The organism is Streptococcus zalophi (assembly GCF_016481285.1).
Classification (GTDB): domain Bacteria; phylum Bacillota; class Bacilli; order Lactobacillales; family Streptococcaceae; genus Streptococcus; species Streptococcus zalophi.
Window position 1 is genome coordinate 1 of the sequence record NZ_JAENBP010000009.1, and the last position, 16,543, is coordinate 16,543.

Annotated in this window: 14 protein-coding genes, 1 tRNA gene and 1 other RNA gene; 7 read left to right on the top strand and 9 right to left on the bottom strand. The window is 36.1% G+C overall.

Annotated elements, in window-relative coordinates; genetic code table 11:
• The coding region (locus JHK64_RS06480; RefSeq protein WP_199568186.1) for a Cna B-type domain-containing protein at nucleotides 1-756 on the top strand (756 nt) is incomplete at its 5' end.
• Between the two features lie 112 nt (nucleotides 757-868).
• Here JHK64_RS06480 and dtd read toward each other — a convergent pair.
• Both dtd and JHK64_RS06490 read right to left on the bottom strand, forming a co-directional pair.
• On the bottom strand, nucleotides 869-1,312 hold the full coding sequence (gene dtd / locus JHK64_RS06485) for a D-aminoacyl-tRNA deacylase (RefSeq protein WP_199568187.1): 444 nt from the start codon (nucleotides 1,310-1,312) through the stop codon (nucleotides 869-871).
• A gap of 5 nt (nucleotides 1,313-1,317) precedes the next feature.
• Nucleotides 1,318-3,540 carry a RelA/SpoT family protein gene (locus tag JHK64_RS06490; protein WP_199568188.1) on the bottom strand — a complete coding sequence of 741 codons (2,223 nt, stop codon included), beginning with the start codon at nucleotides 3,538-3,540 and terminating at the stop codon, nucleotides 1,318-1,320.
• A gap of 222 nt (nucleotides 3,541-3,762) precedes the next feature.
• Between JHK64_RS06490 and JHK64_RS06495 the strand changes: the two genes are divergently transcribed.
• Nucleotides 3,763-4,530, top strand: coding sequence for an epoxyqueuosine reductase QueH (locus tag JHK64_RS06495; protein WP_199568189.1), 768 nt, complete (start codon nucleotides 3,763-3,765; stop codon nucleotides 4,528-4,530).
• Nucleotides 4,531-4,539: 9 nt separating this feature from the next.
• Complete coding sequence (locus JHK64_RS06500; protein ID WP_199568190.1) at nucleotides 4,540-5,580, top strand: M42 family metallopeptidase; 1,041 nt, start codon at nucleotides 4,540-4,542, stop codon at nucleotides 5,578-5,580.
• A 100-nt stretch (nucleotides 5,581-5,680) separates the two neighbouring features.
• Here the strand turns inward: JHK64_RS06500 and JHK64_RS06505 are convergent, their stop codons facing one another.
• Genes JHK64_RS06505 through JHK64_RS06515 form a run of 3 tightly spaced genes read right to left on the bottom strand, consistent with a single transcriptional unit; the run spans nucleotide 5,681 to nucleotide 7,864 of the window.
• Nucleotides 5,681-6,430, bottom strand: a complete 750-nt coding sequence (locus JHK64_RS06505) for a 16S rRNA (uracil(1498)-N(3))-methyltransferase (RefSeq protein ID WP_199568191.1) — start codon at nucleotides 6,428-6,430, stop codon at nucleotides 5,681-5,683.
• Nucleotides 6,431-7,384, bottom strand: coding sequence for a 50S ribosomal protein L11 methyltransferase (prmA, locus tag JHK64_RS06510; protein WP_199568192.1), 954 nt, complete (start codon nucleotides 7,382-7,384; stop codon nucleotides 6,431-6,433).
• A gap of 9 nt (nucleotides 7,385-7,393) precedes the next feature.
• Nucleotides 7,394-7,864, bottom strand: a complete 471-nt coding sequence (locus JHK64_RS06515) for a DUF3013 family protein (protein WP_199568193.1) — start codon at nucleotides 7,862-7,864, stop codon at nucleotides 7,394-7,396.
• Between the two features lie 226 nt (nucleotides 7,865-8,090).
• Here JHK64_RS06515 and JHK64_RS06520 point away from each other — a divergent pair, with 226 nt between their 5' ends.
• The gene (locus JHK64_RS06520; RefSeq protein ID WP_199568194.1) at nucleotides 8,091-8,381 is read left to right on the top strand and encodes a bacteriocin immunity protein; all 291 of its coding nucleotides are present in this window, start codon (nucleotides 8,091-8,093) and stop codon (nucleotides 8,379-8,381) included.
• A 285-nt stretch (nucleotides 8,382-8,666) separates the two neighbouring features.
• Here JHK64_RS06520 and JHK64_RS06525 read toward each other — a convergent pair whose 3' ends face one another.
• The 3 genes from JHK64_RS06525 to JHK64_RS06535 all read right to left on the bottom strand — a co-directional run bounded on the left by JHK64_RS06525 (nucleotide 8,667) and on the right by JHK64_RS06535 (nucleotide 12,914).
• On the bottom strand, nucleotides 8,667-10,745 hold the full coding sequence (locus JHK64_RS06525) for a leucine-rich repeat domain-containing protein (RefSeq protein WP_199568195.1): 2,079 nt from the start codon (nucleotides 10,743-10,745) through the stop codon (nucleotides 8,667-8,669).
• Nucleotides 10,746-11,036: 291 nt separating this feature from the next.
• Nucleotides 11,037-12,122 carry a DNA/RNA non-specific endonuclease gene (locus JHK64_RS06530; RefSeq protein ID WP_199568232.1) on the bottom strand — a complete coding sequence of 362 codons (1,086 nt, stop codon included), beginning with the start codon at nucleotides 12,120-12,122 and terminating at the stop codon, nucleotides 11,037-11,039.
• Between the two features lie 213 nt (nucleotides 12,123-12,335).
• A complete protein-coding gene (locus JHK64_RS06535) occupies nucleotides 12,336-12,914 on the bottom strand; it encodes a TMEM175 family protein (RefSeq protein ID WP_199568196.1) in 579 nt (192 codons plus the stop codon).
• A gap of 878 nt (nucleotides 12,915-13,792) precedes the next feature.
• On the opposite strand from JHK64_RS06535, the gene JHK64_RS06540 reads away from it, so the two are divergent.
• The 3 genes from JHK64_RS06540 to JHK64_RS06550 all read left to right on the top strand — a co-directional run bounded on the left by JHK64_RS06540 (nucleotide 13,793) and on the right by JHK64_RS06550 (nucleotide 15,543).
• On the top strand, nucleotides 13,793-15,076 hold the full coding sequence (locus tag JHK64_RS06540; RefSeq protein ID WP_199568197.1) for a replication-associated recombination protein A: 1,284 nt from the start codon (nucleotides 13,793-13,795) through the stop codon (nucleotides 15,074-15,076).
• 198 nt (nucleotides 15,077-15,274) lie between these two features.
• Nucleotides 15,275-15,469: non-coding RNA, 6S RNA (gene ssrS, locus JHK64_RS06545), on the top strand.
• Nucleotide 15,470: 1 nt separating this feature from the next.
• Nucleotides 15,471-15,543, top strand: a tRNA-Lys gene (locus JHK64_RS06550).
• Nucleotides 15,544-15,643: 100 nt separating this feature from the next.
• Here JHK64_RS06550 and JHK64_RS06555 read toward each other — a convergent pair.
• Nucleotides 15,644-16,507 (bottom strand): hypothetical protein, encoded by an 864-nt coding sequence (locus JHK64_RS06555; RefSeq protein ID WP_199568198.1) that lies wholly within the window; start codon nucleotides 16,505-16,507, stop codon nucleotides 15,644-15,646.
• Between the last annotated feature and the right edge of the window lie 36 nt (nucleotides 16,508-16,543).

Below are 16,543 nucleotides of genomic sequence, written 5' to 3' on the forward strand. Positions count from 1 at the left end.
GTCTACACTGTTAAAGAAGTAGGAAAAGTCGATGGTTATAAAGTTGCTATCGGTGACTTAGACCAAGGTAACGTTACCATTACTAACACTCATACACCAGCAGAAATCAGTATTAAGGGAAGTAAGACATGGAAAGATGCTAAGAACCAAGATGGCATTCGTCCAGATGAAGTTGTGATTAACCTCTTAGCAGATGGTGTTGCGACAGGCCAAACAGCTACTGTTTCTAAAGCAAGTGATTGGTCATATGAATTTAAGAACTTACCAAAATACAAAGGTGGTAAAGAGATTGTTTATAGTGTGACAGAAGATGCTGTTGATGGTTATACAACCACTATTGATGGTTATGATGTGACTAACACTCACAAACCAAGCACTACTAAGGTTGTTGGTAAGAAGACATGGGATGATGCTGATAATAAAGACAAGTTAAGACCAGAGTCGATTACCGTACGCCTTTATGCCAATGGTAAAGAAGTGCAACACGTTGTAGTGACAGCAAAAGACAAATGGTCATATGGCTTTGAGAATCTTCCAGAATATGAGAATGGTAAGAAAATCGAGTATAGCCTATCAGAAGATGCTGTTAAAGGCTATACGACAGAGATTAAGGGTTATGACATTACTAATGTTCATCATCCAAAACAACCATTACCAAAAACTGGGGAGTCATCAACACTACTCTTTAGTTTAGTAGGCTTATTGGTAACAGGCTTAGCAGGTATCTTTGCTTACAAACGCTATGCTAACAACTAATCATTTTCCTAGTGATTAACTAGAAAAACCCTCTGTCAAATATGGCAGAGGGTTTTATCATATCAAAAATCAGCTTTGTAGAAGCAAAACTGATTTTTAGTTTTTAACAAATTTATTTATTTTTAGTGTCTAAAATAATAGTTACTGGTCCGTCATTGATGAGTGATATTTGCATATCTTCGCCGAAAAGACCTTCTTTAACGCTAACAAATGCTGATAGTTTCTGATTAAATTCTTGATAGAGTTGTTTAGCCAGTTCGGGTTTTGCTGCCTCTGTAAAGGATGGACGGTTACCCTTTTTAGTATTAGCAAACAAGGTAAATTGTGAAATAGACAAAATACTTCCTTTAATGTCTTGAATGGCTAAATTCATTTTATCATTCTCATCAGAGAAGATACGCATATTGATGATTTTGCGAACAGCGTAATCAATATCTTCTTGGGAATCTTCTGGTCCAACACCAACTAATAGCAGAAGACCTGTATTGATTTGGGCGATGGTTTCTTCTTTGACAGAAACGGATGCTTGTTTAACACGTTGAATAATAATTTTCATCTTTTTTACCCATTAGTTCGTTTGACAGAGTAGACATCTGGTATACTTTTAACCTTGTCAACAACTGTAGTTAGTGCCGTAAGATTGCTGACAGCAAAAGCAATATGAATATTAGCAAATTTCATATCTTTGGTTGGCTGGGCATTCACTGAGGTAATATTTTTGGTATTATTTGACAGTGTTTGTAAGATATCGTTTAAGACACCACCACGATTTAGACCATAGATATCAATTTCAGCAAGATATTCTTTATTGGCATTTGCCATATCCCACTCGACTTCGATGAGACGTTGTTCATAATTTTCTTGGCTCTTGAGATTTTGGCAGTCTGAACGGTGAATGGCAATTCCTCTGCCTTTAGTGATGTAACCTGCAATATCATCTCCAGGAATTGGATTACAACATTTTGCGATTCTCATCAACAAACCAGATTCTCCTTGAACAATTACCCCATCTTCACTTTTTACCTTAAGGGCTTGTGATGGTTTTTGTTCATGCTTAATCTCACCGCCTTTAAGAAGTTCATTAGCTTCAGCAGCAGCTTTGGCTTTTTCCTCTTCACGACGTTCTTTTTCAGTTAGTTTATTGAAGATGCTTAAGGCACTAACTTCTCCAAATCCAACCCCAGCATAGAGTGCTTCTTCACTACTATAGCTAACTTTGGGTAGAATTTTTTCAATATGTTTCTTATCAAGAAATTTATTGGCCACATAACCATGTTCTTGGAAACATTCAATAAGAAGTTCACGTCCTTTATTGATAGACAATTCTTTATCTTGATTTTTAAAGAATTGTCTAATTTTATTTCTGGCTTTGTTGGTTTTGACAATCTTAATCCAATCACGACTAGGGCCAAAGGAGTTACTGTTTGTCACAATTTCAACAACGTCACCTGTTTTTAATTTGGCAGTCAGTGGAATCATACGACCATTAACCTTAGCACCTGTTGCTTTTTCACCAACTTGTGTGTGGATGGCATAGGCAAAATCAATCGGACCAGAGTCTTTTGGTAATTCTTTAACAGCACCATTTGGAGTAAAGACATAGATGCGTTCTGCCAGAATATCTTCTTTGACGGAAGTGACAAAGTCTTTGGCATTTGCAGCATCATCTTGTAGTTCTACGATTTCTTGAATGAGTCGCATACCAAAAGTCGCTTCTTTAGAGTTGACTTTTTCTTTCACTCCTTTTTTGTAGGCCCAGTGAGCAGCAATACCGTATTCAGCGACTTGGTGCATTTCTTTGGTACGAATCTGAATTTCAATCGGTCCTTTTGGTCCATAAACGGTTGTGTGAATGGATTGGTAGCCGTTGGCTTTAGGAGCCGCTATATAATCTTTGAAACGACCAGGCATTGGACGCCAGAGTTCGTGGATATAGCCGACCATAGCATAAACATCACTTGGTGTTTCCATAATACAACGAATGGCGATTAAATCAAAAATTTGATCAAAGCGTTTTTTCTTATCACGCATTTTTCGGTAAATGGAATAAATGTGTTTTGGTCTTCCGTAAACATCTCCTACAAGTCCTTGTTCTTTGGTGTATTTGTTGATTTTATTGACGATATCTTCAACAAGGGCTTCACGTTCTCTACGTTTTTCTCTCATCATGCGAGAGATTTTGTAGAATTCTTGTTCATTGATATAACGAAATGCGAGGTCTTCTAGTTCCCATTTGATTCGACTAATCCCCAAACGATGAGCAAGCGGTGCGTAGATTTCCATGGTTTCATGCGAAATGCGTTCTTGTTTATCTTTTCTAAGGTGTTTTAGTGTTCGCATATTATGTAAACGGTCAGCTAGCTTGACAAGAATGACACGAATATCTTGTGACATAGCCATTAGCATTTTTTGGTGATTTTCAGCCAATTGTTCCTCATGTGAACGGTATTTGACCTTACCTAGTTTGGTCACGCCATCAACAATAATACGGATATCTTTACCAAAAGCTTCTTCTAAATCATCGAGTGTGTAGTCAGTATCTTCTACCACATCATGTAAAAACCCACAGGCTACGGTTGTGGCATCTAAATGGAGTTGCGCTAAGATAGCCGCAACTTGGATGGGATGAATGATATAAGGCTCACCTGATTTTCGGAATTGTCCTTCATGTGCCTGTGTGGCAAAATCAAGCGCTTTTTGCACAAGAGCGACATCTTTTTGATTAATATATGTCGCAGCCAAGATGACCACATCTTGACCGGAATAATTTCTTTCTTTAGGCATATGATTTTCCTTACTAATTGAACAATAATGTTCACATATTTTCTATATTGTACTATTTTATCATTTTTAAGCCAAAAATAAAAAGTTTTGAGAAATAAAATTTTTAAAAAAGACTGATACCACACTGTTTTGACCTATTATTGCCTATAGGCGAAGTGATGTCAATATGATATAATAGATAAAGCTAGTCATTCAAAAAAATAGTACATTAAAGGATAGCTTATGATTGATTTACAAGAAATTTTGGATAATCTTAATCCAAATCAAAAAATTAATTATGATCACGTCATGCAAAAAATGGTGGCAGATTGGCAAAAAAAAGGCCAACGACCTAATGTTTTAATGCATGTTTGTTGTGCACCATGTGGGACATATACGCTGGAATATCTGACGCAGTATTGTGATGTGACTATTTATTTTGCCAATTCTAATATTCATCCCAAGGTTGAATATGAAAGAAGAGCTTATGTGACTAAAAAATTTGTCCATGATTTTAATGCAAAAACAGGTGAATCGGTTCAATTTTTATCAGCGCCTTATCAACCCAATGAGTTTAAACAAGTTGTTCGCGGTTTAGAAAATGAGCCAGAAGGTGGCGATAGATGTAAGGTTTGTTTTGATTATCGGCTAGATACAACTGCTCAAAAGGCTGTTGAGCTTGGTTTTGATTATTTTGGCAGTGCCCTAACTATCAGTCCTCACAAAAATTCACAAGTGATTAATGCGGTGGGAATCGATGTGCAAAAATTGTACACAACCCAGTATTTACCAAGTGATTTAAAGAAAAACAATGGCTACAGACGTTCTGTTGAGATGTGCGTTGAATATGATATCTACCGTCAGTGCTACTGTGGTTGTGTCTATGGCGCTAAGGCTCAGGGAATTGATCTTGTTCAGATTAAAAAAGATGCTAGTGCCTTTATGGCAGATAAAGATACCGAAAATGAATTTCCAAATGTGGTCTTTACCTATAAGGGCAAAACAGTTTAAGGAGAAAAAATGACACCAACCGTTGACTATATTAAGAGATTAACCGCCATTCCATCACCAACAGGCTATACAACCGAGATTATGGATTATGTCCAAGCCGAAGTGGAAAAAATGGGGTATACCGCCAAAAGAACACCAAAAGATGGCTTGATGGTGACCATAACAGGTGAAAATGATGAGAAACATCGCTTGTTGACGGCTCATCTTGATACATTGGGGGCAATGGTTCGTGCGATTAAACCTGATGGGCGTTTGAAGATGGATTTGATTGGTGGTTTTGTTTACAATGCGATTGAAGGTGAAAATTGTACCATCCATGTGAGTAAAAATGGTAAAGACATTTCTGGTACCATTTTAATGCATCAAACCAGTGTTCATGTTTATAAAGATGCAGGCAGTGCTGAACGTAACCAAGCCAATATGGAAGTTCGTCTTGATGAAAAAGTGACCAATGAAGCAGAAACACGTGCTTTAGGGATTGAAGTTGGGGATTTTATCTCCTTTGATCCAAGAACGATTGTCACTGAATCTGGTTTTATCAAATCACGTCATTTAGATGATAAAATTTCAGCAGCTATTTTATTGAATCTCTTAAAAACTTATCAAAAAGAGCAAGTGACTTTGCCTTACACCACGCATTTTTACTTTAGTTCTTTTGAAGAATTAGGACATGGTGCCAACTCAAGTATTCCTGAAAAGACAGTGGAGTATTTAGCGGTTGATATGGGAGCAATGGGTGATGATCAGCAAACGGATGAATATACTGTCTCTATCTGTGTCAAAGATGCTTCAGGGCCATACCATTATGGCTTACGTCAGCAAATGGTGGCACTGGCTGAAGATAAGAAAATTCCTTACAAGCTAGATATCTATCCTTTTTATGGTAGTGATGCTTCAGCAGCGATGCGAGCAGGAGCAGAAGTAAGACACGCTCTTATCGGTGCAGGGGTAGAATCCAGTCATTCTTATGAGCGTAGTCATATTGACTCTGTTGAAGCAACGGAGCGTTTGGTAGATGCTTACGTCAAAAGCAAAATGATTGGTGAGTAATCTCTTAGACACTTTATTTCAAACTAATTAACAAGAATAAATAAGAAAGAGGCTAGGAACTTATGTTCTGGCCTCTTGTTTTTTGTTATTAATCATTGCCTCACTTATCATCAAGTTCTAACGCATAACTGATAGCGCTCAAAGCATAAAGTGGTGCTGTTTCTGTTCGTAAGATTCTTGGTCCTAGTCCAAGAGTAATGGTACCATATTGTTGAAAGGTTTTGATTTCTTCTGGTGACAGACCCCCTTCTGGACCAAAGATAAAGAGGATTTTCTCACCTTTTTTAAGAGTAGAGAGGGTTTTAGCCAGTTGAGATTTTTCTCCAGCCTTGGCTGATTCCTCGTAAGCAATTAAAATCTTGTCAAATTGGGAGAATTGCGCTAAAAAGTCAGATTTACTAGCAAATAATTGCACTTGGGGCAGTCGATTGCGTTTACTTTGCTCGCTAGCTCCGATAACAATTTTTTCTAATTTTTCTTTTTTCTTAGCCAGTTTTTTGGTATCCCATTTGACGACAGACCAATCAGCTGGAAAGCCCCAGATGCTACTTGCTCCTAATTCGGTGGTTTTTTGAGCAATCCACTCTAGCTTGTCCCCTTTAGGAAAGCCAGAAGCAATGGTCACGTCAACCGGTAATTCAACATTTTCTGCTAATTCTTCGAGAATTTCAAGCTCGTAAGTCTCACGATTGGTGACTTGAGCCAAACGTTTAACACCATCATCAAATACCAGAACGACCTGTTCATCATTTGCCAGTCTCATCACTGAAAACATGTGTTTAATCGTTTCTTTGTCTTGAATGACTAGGCGCGTGGTTAAAGGAAGTCCCTTAATAAAATACTGTTGCATTTAGCCTCCAATCACACCTGTTTTATCTTTGGTCTTTTTAAAGACACAAGCATGCCATTCTCCTTGTATCATGTGGGTTTCTAAAAAGAAACCGGCTTTTTCAGCAGCTGTTCTAACCATCTCCCATTTGTCTGAAATGATGCCAGACATGATGAGGTAGCCATTTTCTTTAACGAGTTGATAGGCATCATCGGTGAGATGGATTAGAATATCGGCAAGGATGTTGGCGACAATGACATCGGCTTTAATCTCAACCCCTTTTAGGAGATCACCAGTAGTAACGGTAATGTTGGCAGTATTAGCATTGAGGGCGATGTTTTCTTTTGCCACTCGGACAGCAACATCATCTAGGTCGTAGGCGTGGATATCCTTTGCACCTAGTAGGGAACTGGCAATTGAAAGAACACCAGAGCCTGTTCCGACATCAATGACTGTTTCTCCACCACGAATGACTTGGCTCAAAGCGAACAAGCTCATCTTGGTTGTCGGATGGGTACCTGTTCCAAAAGCCATGCCAGGATCAAGCCTGATGATTTTTTCACCGGCACTTGCTTGATAATCTGTCCAACTAGGAACGATGGTTAAATCGTGGGTAATTCTTGTCGGTTCATAATATTTTTTCCACTGATCTGCCCAGTCTTCTTCTGCTAATTCTTTTGTTTCAAATCGGAAGTCACCAGTGATAATGGTCTCTTTTTTTAGAGTTTCCAAACGATTTTTTAGCTCGTTTTTCACTTCAGCAATAGCTATATTTTCCGGGTAGTAGGCAGTAATGCTCACTTCATCAGATTGACTAATATCCGGAAAAATTTCACCATAGCGCCCCACCTGACCTAAATAGTCGGCACTATCTTCAATAGCAACCCCTTGACTACCGGCTTCAATGAGGAGATTAGAAATAATCTCTTGAGCGTCACGATTGCTAATGACTTTTAATTCTTGCCACTTGTCCATAATTACCTCTTAATATCTAGGATAGGGGAAAAAAGTGGTTTCAGTGATTTGAGCAAGTTCTTTCTCAAAACGCTCTTTTTTCCAGTTCATCACAAATTCTTCCTGACTGTCATCAGATAGAAAATCCATTAAATCACTTAAACCATCAGTTGCTACCTCATTGAGATGATTAGCAAAAACGGCAAGAAATTCACGAGAAAACCCTTTTTTAGGATGATAAGGGATGGTAACAAGATAATCAGTCTCTTCAAAACGGGATTTATCAGGCTGGTAAAATAAGACAAAATCTTCCAAAGTGATATCCTCACTAACGACTTGACCATCATCATCAATCGTTTCAACCCCAGAACTATTTTGTGCCTCAAGAATAAAACTCACCTCAACAGCGTGATTTTTCTTATCCCAGTTGATAGCATAGTCATAGTGAAAGGCTTTGTCAAGCTCTTCTTCTAAAACGGAAAGAAAGCCGTATTTTGCCATAATGTGTCTCCTTTGTCTTGTAATGGTTGATTTAATAGGCTTTATTGAGCCTTTGAAATGGGTTGTTATTTTTTAGTACACGGATAAGTTAGAACTTATATTGAATAGTTTGAATCAGTTAGGTTGACTTAACTGCTAATATTATATCATACTATGGGTCAAAAAATTTTAGTGGTATAATAATGGTGATCAATTTTATTCGAAATAATAGGAGTTTAACAATAGCATGACGTATGAAAAATATTTTACGGCTGTCTTAAATGATGTTGACGTTAAAAAAGATAAGCCTCTTTATACCATTTTTTTAAAAGCTTTTACTGAGTATCAAAAAAATCAAGATGATGCCATCATTGCTAGGATTGCTCATGAGGTATCGCTCCATTTAATGACTAATAAATACAAGGCACCTCAGAGTGTCGTAGACTTTATGTTGCTAGGTCAAAAAGAATTGACAAAAATAAGAGGAAAAGGAAGCTTTTTAAAAATGCTTGCCATGTCTATCGCTAATATGAGATGATATTTTGACGGTTATTGATGAGATAAAATCATTTGACAAATAAAATTAAAAGGAGTAAAATTTCTCTAGATTCCTATAATGATAAACTCCTCCACCATATGCTTCCTTATTGGTGGTAACTATTTTACTCATATACTTCAATTTATAGGAATCTAAATCCCAAAAATAAAAAGCACCGTAACGGTGCTTTTTATTTTGTTATAAGTCTTAAAAAGATAAGCTTGCAATATATCTAAGCGATAGTTTAATTTCTTCTGTATAGTGATAATTTATTAAGTTTAATCACTATTTTATTAACTTTCTGTTTCTTATAATATGTAAAGTTAATATTGTTAATCCAGAGATTGATAACAATGACGATAGGCCACTATTGTCACCTGTTTTTGGAAGTTTAGACTTTTCGATAGTCGTAGTTGGTTCCTCTGATATTGTAGAAGTAGTCGTAGTTGGCTCTTCTGACGTTGTAGAAGTAGTCGTAGTCGGTTCCTCTGATATTGTAGAAGTAGTCGTAGTTGGCTCTTCTGATGAAGAACGGTCAGCTTTAATAACTGTTACTGTTGCAGTCTTGGTGGTACTTGCTCCTAAACGATTAGTGACTTTAAAGGTTATTTTGTACTGTCCTATTTTATCAGCTTTAAAGTCACCGTCATCAACTAAGACTACAGATTTTGTCAAATCGCCATCTATTTTATCTTCAGCGGATACTATAAGGGTCATTAAGTCTAGCTGTTCTCCTTGTTTAATACTTGCATCTTTTACTTCTAATACAGGTGCTTCAGCGATAGGAGATGCTTTTAAACTATAAATAGCATAAACGCTTAAGTCTTGGTTAACCACGGTTGTTTCAGTAAAACTCATCTTTTTCCCATCTGCGCTAGTATTCCATTCTTTGAAGATATAGCCATTTTTAGTTGGTTGATTTGGCATCTTTTGTTCTGTTAAATCATCACTAGCAATCGTTTTTCCATCTTGGACTTCAACCGTTGCATAGGTGTTATCTTCATTGATGAAAGTCACCGTATGAATAGCAGGTTTCACCTCAAGTGTTCCATAAATGACTTGAATATCATAATTTTCTGCTAGAGTGTTGTCGTTTAGAGTATATGTAAATTCATTATCAGAAATACCAACACCACTTTGGCTTCCAGTTACAGTAAATTTAGCCCCTTCGTTTTCAGCAAATCCTTCTCCCGTAATAGTTATTTTTGGATTGGTAAGAGGTTTGCCATCATCGTTTTTTTGGTCGCTCTCTGATGTTAAAATAATTTTTCTTTTTACAATGTCTAATTTTTGTGTTTGAATGATGCTACCCTCGTAGACACCCTCTACTTGAGCTCTTACAGTGATTGTTTTACTATCAGAAATATTTTTTGCTGTTATATCATTAATGTCACTGGTCCAATTAATCCCATCAAGGCTGTAGTCAATTTTGACATCGTGTCCATTGCTATCGACAGAAATTGCTTTCATAGCAGAATGTTCCATTCCATCATAGGTATAAACGGCATCTGTTGTAGACAATGTGACATTCTCGTAGATATTTGGAAGCGGGTGATTGATAGTAACAGACACAATGCCATGATATCGGTTTTCAAAATCTTTTAAAGGATTTTCATCTTTGGTGTTTTGACTAAAACGATAAAGGAATTTCAGTTTATCTTTGGCAATTTTAAAAGTGTTTGTTTGAGCATCGTAAGTAGCAGTATTTTTTTCAATCCCATTAGGTGCTAAAGGTTCTCCATGTATTCCAATAATTGGATTTTCTATGATACAAAAACCGTCTTCCTCTTTATCACAGGTTACTGTTAAGTTGATACTTTGGCTATGTAGGTGGCTGTAGCTTGTCATGTTGTCAACATAATCAGCAATAGGAGACATGTCCATGATATGATTGTGACTAAGATCTAATGTTGTTAACGATGTGAGATTTTTAAGGGGACTAATATCTGAAATATCGTTGTTCCAAAGATTCAAATAAGTTAAATTAGTTAAATTAGCTATAAAACTGATATCCTCAATCCCACAATTCATGAAGGCTAAAAATGTCAGTGATGTACACTCTCCAATTTTTTGATAATTTAAAGGAAGTCCTTTGCCATTATCTCTAAAAAAGGTGAGATTAGTACAATATTGTATCCCTTCAAGATCGGAGACTCCAGCTGGGAGTTCTATTTGTTTTATAGTTGCTAACTGTTCTATAGTAATATCAGCATCGTCACTTTGATTGAGTTTTTGATTGAGATAAGCTTTAAAAGTCTCATCAGGAATGTTTGCTGTTGTTGCTTGAACTGGAATGATGTTAATTGCCATCATCACTATTGGGATAACAATCATAGCACAAAAAACAATAATTTTTTTTCGCATTTTTCTTCTCCTCTTAGTTCAAAAGTAGTAGTCAAGTACTGAATACTATTTTAAGAAGAACTATTAAATTTTATGTACATAATGTTTATCATATCATCGATAATTTGTCAATGACTTATAAGCTATTTAGAATTAATATTTGTTTTTTAAACCTATTTTAATGAGTAGCTTATTAACATTATTTTAAGTGAGTTGTTATCAATAATTTGTTATGTTTCCAAAAAAAGCACCCTAGAGGTGCTTTTTGGAGACATATATTAGATTTGAAGTGTGATTAAGAAGTTTGGTTATTTACCAAGGAAGTCCAGCAGCGGCAATTTCAGCTTTTGAAGCGTATTGCCCGTTAGGTCTGTGCCATCTTCCTCTGTCATCTTTATGATAGCCACTTTGAGCTGCTCTTTGTGCCTCTTCGGCAGCAATTCTTTCTTGTTCAGCTCTTTGAGCTTCTTCAGCAGCGATTCTTTCTTGTTCAGCTCTTTGTGCTTGTTCGGCAGCAATTCTTTCTTGTTCAAGTCTTTGCGCCTCTTCGGCAGCGATTCTTTCTTGCTCAAGTCTTTGAGCTTCCTCAGCGAGTCGTCTTTCTTCTTCCGCTTTTTGTGCTGCTACTTTTTGCTCTTTTGCTGAAAGAACAGTATTTTGAGCGGTGCCAGTAACATAGTCTATCGTTGCGTTTGGAGAAGTATTTTCAAGAACCACTTTACTGATGCCATAGTTGTCTTTAGTTGATTTGCCACCAATATTAATCTCTAAAAGCTTACCATCTTTATCAATACCAACATACTGTAATTCAATTTGTCTAGGTATTAACTCATCTCCTTGATAGATAGGGGTTACCTTATAGTCGAGCCAATAATTAGGATGTGTTGCTAACCATGAATCCAATCGTTTTTCATAGAAAAGCATACTATCTTGATTATTTTTATCGGTACCTTTGTAGTTGCCTGAATTAACCCAAGCAGTCATCGGGACTAAGTTTTTAGCTTCATCATTTAAACCACTAAATTGATAACCAATTAAATGGCCACGGTTCATCAACCAAGCTTTCTTTTCACCATTGCCAAAATAAAATTTATAGTTATGCCAGCCGGCAGGATTATACTCTAATTTCTTTTTGCGTTTTTTAGTTGGTTCGTCTTGATCTCTTAACTGAATATGTGCCGATGTCGCACGACCTTTATCATCTAACTTTCCTAAAGAAAGTTGGAATTCCTTTTTGAATTCAAGAGTTCCTTTAACGGTTTCGTGATACTGGTCAGCTTTAACAATGTTACTGTCTAAGACGTAATGTTGATTATTTACGGGTAGTGCTATGGAACTATATGACGTTAATAAAATAACAGCACTAAAAATTAATTTTTTAAAAAGTTTCTTTTTCAAAATCATTTGATTCTCCTTAAATAAAAAAATTTCCTAATAACAACTTCCTCAGTTAAGGTTAGTTGTTACGATGAGAATCCTTAATAACTTCCCTTTTCTGATAAATTTAATATATTAAGTCCTATTAACTGATATTATACCATTTATTTTGAAATAATGTATTAAAAACACTAAAAAAACACCTTTTTAGGTGTTTTTTGTATTTTAATCAACTTACTTGTCTCCTAAGGCTTTTTCAAAGCGATTGTCTGGGATAAACCAGATGGCGGCAACTGTAATATAGCCTAGCTCTGCGAGAAAGACGGAAAACGGTGCAATGAGAATGGAGAAGATGTAAATAGCTGTTGACACTTTTCCTTTCAGGTCTTTGCCAATAATTTTTTTGATAATCTTAGAGTGATCACTGTATTTGATGATTTGATTTTGAAGCATGAAGTAAGAAATAGCTGTTACAAAGAGAACAACTCCATAAACCATAACGGGAAGTGTCTTATCATAAAAACGACTAACCCAATCGGTTGACCAAGGGATTAATGATACACAAAAAAGCCAGAGATTATTAATCCATAAGATGATACCGTTAACCCTTGTAATACTAATCATTAAATTATGATGGTTATTCCAATAAATAGCAACATAAATGAAACTTAACACATAAGCGAGTAAACCAGGAACGGTTTCTAATAAGGAGTTTAGTGATTCTGTATCAGGTGCCTTTAATCCAAGAACCATAACAGTAATCACAATTGCCAAAATGCCATCACTAAAGGCTTCTAATCGTGAACTTGTCATTTGAAATCTCCTTTATAATAGTTACAATTTATCATTTCTTATCATTATTATATCATAGAAAATAGTCTTCTATGTAGTTTGTGAGGCTGCTTGAAAGCTTCTTTTGACAAAGATAATAGTAAACATTTATCAGTTTTAGTGAGCATGACTAAAGAGTGTAACATATCGTTGTCTGACAAATCATTCGTTTAGTTAATTAAAGGTATTATTTTAAGTGTTTGCTATAGTAGTAAAATGGCTAGTTTCTTCGTGAATTTCTAATATTACTAGTACCACATAAGAGGATAGAGGAAGACGAGTAAAAAAATAATTGAAGGAATGGACAAAACAGTTAATGCATAATACATTTGACGTTCATTTTTATTTTTAATAGATAAAAAGAGAAGAATTAGTCCAATAATAACACTTGAAATTAAAAAGATCTCAGTGATTGTACTGGGATAGAGTGCTTTGCTTTCAAATATATAAGATAATCTTTCACGAATATTAAAAATAATAAATAAAGAGGGTAGTGATAAAAAGATAAGAGAGTTAAACCGCATTTTTTCATTTCCAGTAATAAGGGCAACAAAAAGAAATATTAAGCTCACTGAAACGCCAATGATTATTAATAACAATGCAAGAAAAATAGACGACATTAATCAGACTCCTTTGTTTATCCAATTCTATTTTGATGGTTGATTTATTTTATTGTTTTAGAAATGATTAAGGCTATTTGTGGCAAAAATCATTTAATCACTTACTAATGGTTTAGTAGAGTCCATTATAGCATAGTTGATTAGAAATGATGGTTTTAACCTGTGTCTAGGTCAATAGCTATTTTCAGTCTTGTGGTATAATCAGTATAAAGAAGTGATAGCAAGAGAAAGGAAAAAATTATGCCAAACAATTTAGCTTTGCGGATGAGACCAAGAGATATTTCAGAAGTGATTGGTCAAAAGCATTTGGTGGGAGAAGGAAAAATTATTCAACGGATGGTTGCAGCTAATATGCTTTCTTCCATGATTTTATATGGGCCACCAGGTATCGGAAAGACATCCATTGCTAGTGCCATTGCTGGTACAACAAAATATGCTTTTCGTACATTTAATGCGACGGTGGACACTAAAAAACGTCTGCAAGAATTAGCAGAAGAAGCTAAGTTTTCTGGTGGGCTTGTCTTACTACTAGATGAAATTCACCGTCTTGATAAGACCAAACAGGATTTTCTTTTGCCACTCCTTGAAAATGGTAAAATTATCATGATTGGTGCCACGACAGAAAATCCTTTCTTTTCAGTCACTCCGGCTATTAGAAGTCGTGTTCAAATTTTTGAACTAGAATCGTTGTCAAATGATGATATTAAAGAAGCCATTAAACGCGCACTCGCTGACAAGGAAAGAGGTTTTGAGTTTGATGTTAAGTTAGATGAAGATGCTCTTGACTTTATCGCAACTGCTACTAATGGGGACTTGCGGTCTGCCTACAATTCGCTGGATTTAGCGGTGATGTCAACCTCTCCAAATGAAGACGGGAGTCGTCACATTACGCTTGACATCATTGAAAATAGTCTGCAAAGAAGTTATATTACCATGGATAAAAATGGGGATGGGCACTATGATGTCTTATCAGCTCTTCAAAAATCGATTCGTGGGAGTGATGTCAATGCTAGTCTTCATTATGCGGCAAGATTGATTGAAAGTGGTGATCTTCAAAGTCTTTCACGTCGTTTGATAGTGATTGCTTATGAGGATATTGGTTTGGCCAATCCAGACGCTCAAGTGCATACTGTCACCGCTCTTTCTGCGGCTCAAAAAATTGGTTTTCCAGAAGCTAGGATTTTGATTGCTAATGTTGTCATTGATTTGGCACTGTCACCTAAGTCCAATTCAGCTTACCTAGCAATTGATGTAGCTCTAGCTGACTTACGTTCAAACGGGAATCTTCCTATCCCAAGGCATTTACGTGATGGGCATTATAGTGGTAGTAAAGAGTTGGGTAATGCGCAAAATTACAAGTACCCTCACCACTATCCAGAAAAATGGGTGAATCAGCAATATTTACCTAATAAGCTTAAACAAGCTAGCTATTTTGAAGGTAATGAGACTGGAAAGTATGAAAGAGCTTTAAAAGGTCGCCAAGAAATCATTGAAGAATTAAAAAAACAATCTTCTTCACAATAATCGTTTTTTAAAATGAGAAAATTCCAAATAGCTTTTCTTTGTTTTTAATTTGTAGATTAAAAAGAAATGACTCTTTTGATTTTGTTCGGAAATTAGTGTCTCAAACAAGGCTATTCATAGTGATATCACTAGTTTTGAGTAGTCTGTAGCACCTTTAAAACTTGAAAATTTCCAAAAATATGATATGATAAGGATAAAGAAATGCTGTGGTATACGAATTCACATTACTGTGTTGACCGACTAATTTTTTGTATTATAGGGAAACAAAGATCTCCCGACAGTATGTAGGCCGTTTCACGCGGAAACAACTAAGTTGGGAACACGTTGCCCACCTGCGTATAGCGTGCGGGTTCAATACAAGCCGTGAATAAACGGTACCAATACAGCTTTTTTTGCCTTCTTAGCTCAGCTGGCAGAGCAGCGGACTCTTAATCCGTGGGTCACAGGTTCGATCCCTGTAGGGGGCATCTACCACACAAGAAAAAGCCTTGATTTCAAGGCTTTTTTGTTTGTCTAAAGAGGATTTGTCTTATGAAACTAGAAAAGGTTATTGTGATTATTTACTAGCTAACTTTCTGCATACCAACCAATTCCTTCATAGTTCCAGCCAATACGTTCTAGAAAATTAGCTTCGCCTTTTGATGTTGTGTAGTGGTGGCTACCAGCGCCTTTTGCATTGGGATTATAGAGTCGATAAACGGGAATGTCTCCACCAGATTGCCAGCCAATATTTTCTGAACGCCAACCAACCTTCACAAGGTAATCATTTTCACCTTTTGATGTTGTGTAGTGGTGGTCTCCATTGTTTGGATTGTAAAGACGGTAAACAGGATTTCCAGAAATAGGAGCACTCCAGCCAATTCCTTCAAATCGCCATCCAAGAGTCACAAGATAATTTTTTTCACCAGTGGAAGCAGTGTAGAAATGTTCTCCAGAATTTGGGTTATAAAGACGATTCATTGCATTAGTATTAGCATGAACAGTGATTGTTAAAGGTTCCATTGCAATTTCATTAATAAGCCAATTGGTACTTAAACTAAGAACTTCTAATTCTTCTTTAAATTTTGGATTAGTTTGTGGGTCAGTTAAATGAAATTTGACTGTCACAGTCCCTGGTTTTAGTGCTTGCCATTCACCCTTATCACTGAAATTTAATACACTAGTATCGGAACTTTCTATAGTAAATGAATAATTCGTATTAGCTAAATAATGATTACTTGGTCGTTTCATTTGTCCTGTTTGACCAACAATAAGTTCATTTGGTAGACCTTCATATTCAAAGCCAGTGAATGTGGTAACAGCATTTGAATTGTCAATAATTTTTTCTGTTGACGTTTCTGGTTGGTTGTTGGTAGATTCATCGGCCAAAATTGGAGAAGAGAGCATTAAAGAAAAAGCTGATATTGTAAGTATTAATAAAGATTTTTTCATTTGTTTTCCTCTGATTATTTAAGAAATGATGTTTTT

What these genes read in the sequence shown, in the direction of transcription:
- dtd (WP_199568187.1), bottom strand. Translation starts at nt 1,312, where the DNA reads ATGAAAATTATTATTCAACGTGTTAAACAAGCATCCGTTTCTGTCAAA.
- JHK64_RS06490 (WP_199568188.1), bottom strand. Translation starts at nt 3,540, where the DNA reads ATGCCTAAAGAAAGAAATTATTCCGGTCAAGATGTGGTCATCTTGGCT.
- JHK64_RS06495 (WP_199568189.1), top strand. Translation starts at nt 3,763, where the DNA reads ATGATTGATTTACAAGAAATTTTGGATAATCTTAATCCAAATCAAAAA.
- JHK64_RS06500 (WP_199568190.1), top strand. Translation starts at nt 4,540, where the DNA reads ATGACACCAACCGTTGACTATATTAAGAGATTAACCGCCATTCCATCA.
- JHK64_RS06505 (WP_199568191.1), bottom strand. Translation starts at nt 6,430, where the DNA reads ATGCAACAGTATTTTATTAAGGGACTTCCTTTAACCACGCGCCTAGTC.
- prmA (WP_199568192.1), bottom strand. Translation starts at nt 7,384, where the DNA reads ATGGACAAGTGGCAAGAATTAAAAGTCATTAGCAATCGTGACGCTCAA.
- JHK64_RS06515 (WP_199568193.1), bottom strand. Translation starts at nt 7,864, where the DNA reads ATGGCAAAATACGGCTTTCTTTCCGTTTTAGAAGAAGAGCTTGACAAA.
- JHK64_RS06520 (WP_199568194.1), top strand. Translation starts at nt 8,091, where the DNA reads ATGACGTATGAAAAATATTTTACGGCTGTCTTAAATGATGTTGACGTT.
- JHK64_RS06525 (WP_199568195.1), bottom strand. Translation starts at nt 10,745, where the DNA reads ATGCGAAAAAAAATTATTGTTTTTTGTGCTATGATTGTTATCCCAATA.
- JHK64_RS06535 (WP_199568196.1), bottom strand. Translation starts at nt 12,914, where the DNA reads ATGACAAGTTCACGATTAGAAGCCTTTAGTGATGGCATTTTGGCAATT.
- JHK64_RS06540 (WP_199568197.1), top strand. Translation starts at nt 13,793, where the DNA reads ATGCCAAACAATTTAGCTTTGCGGATGAGACCAAGAGATATTTCAGAA.
- JHK64_RS06555 (WP_199568198.1), bottom strand. Translation starts at nt 16,507, where the DNA reads ATGAAAAAATCTTTATTAATACTTACAATATCAGCTTTTTCTTTAATG.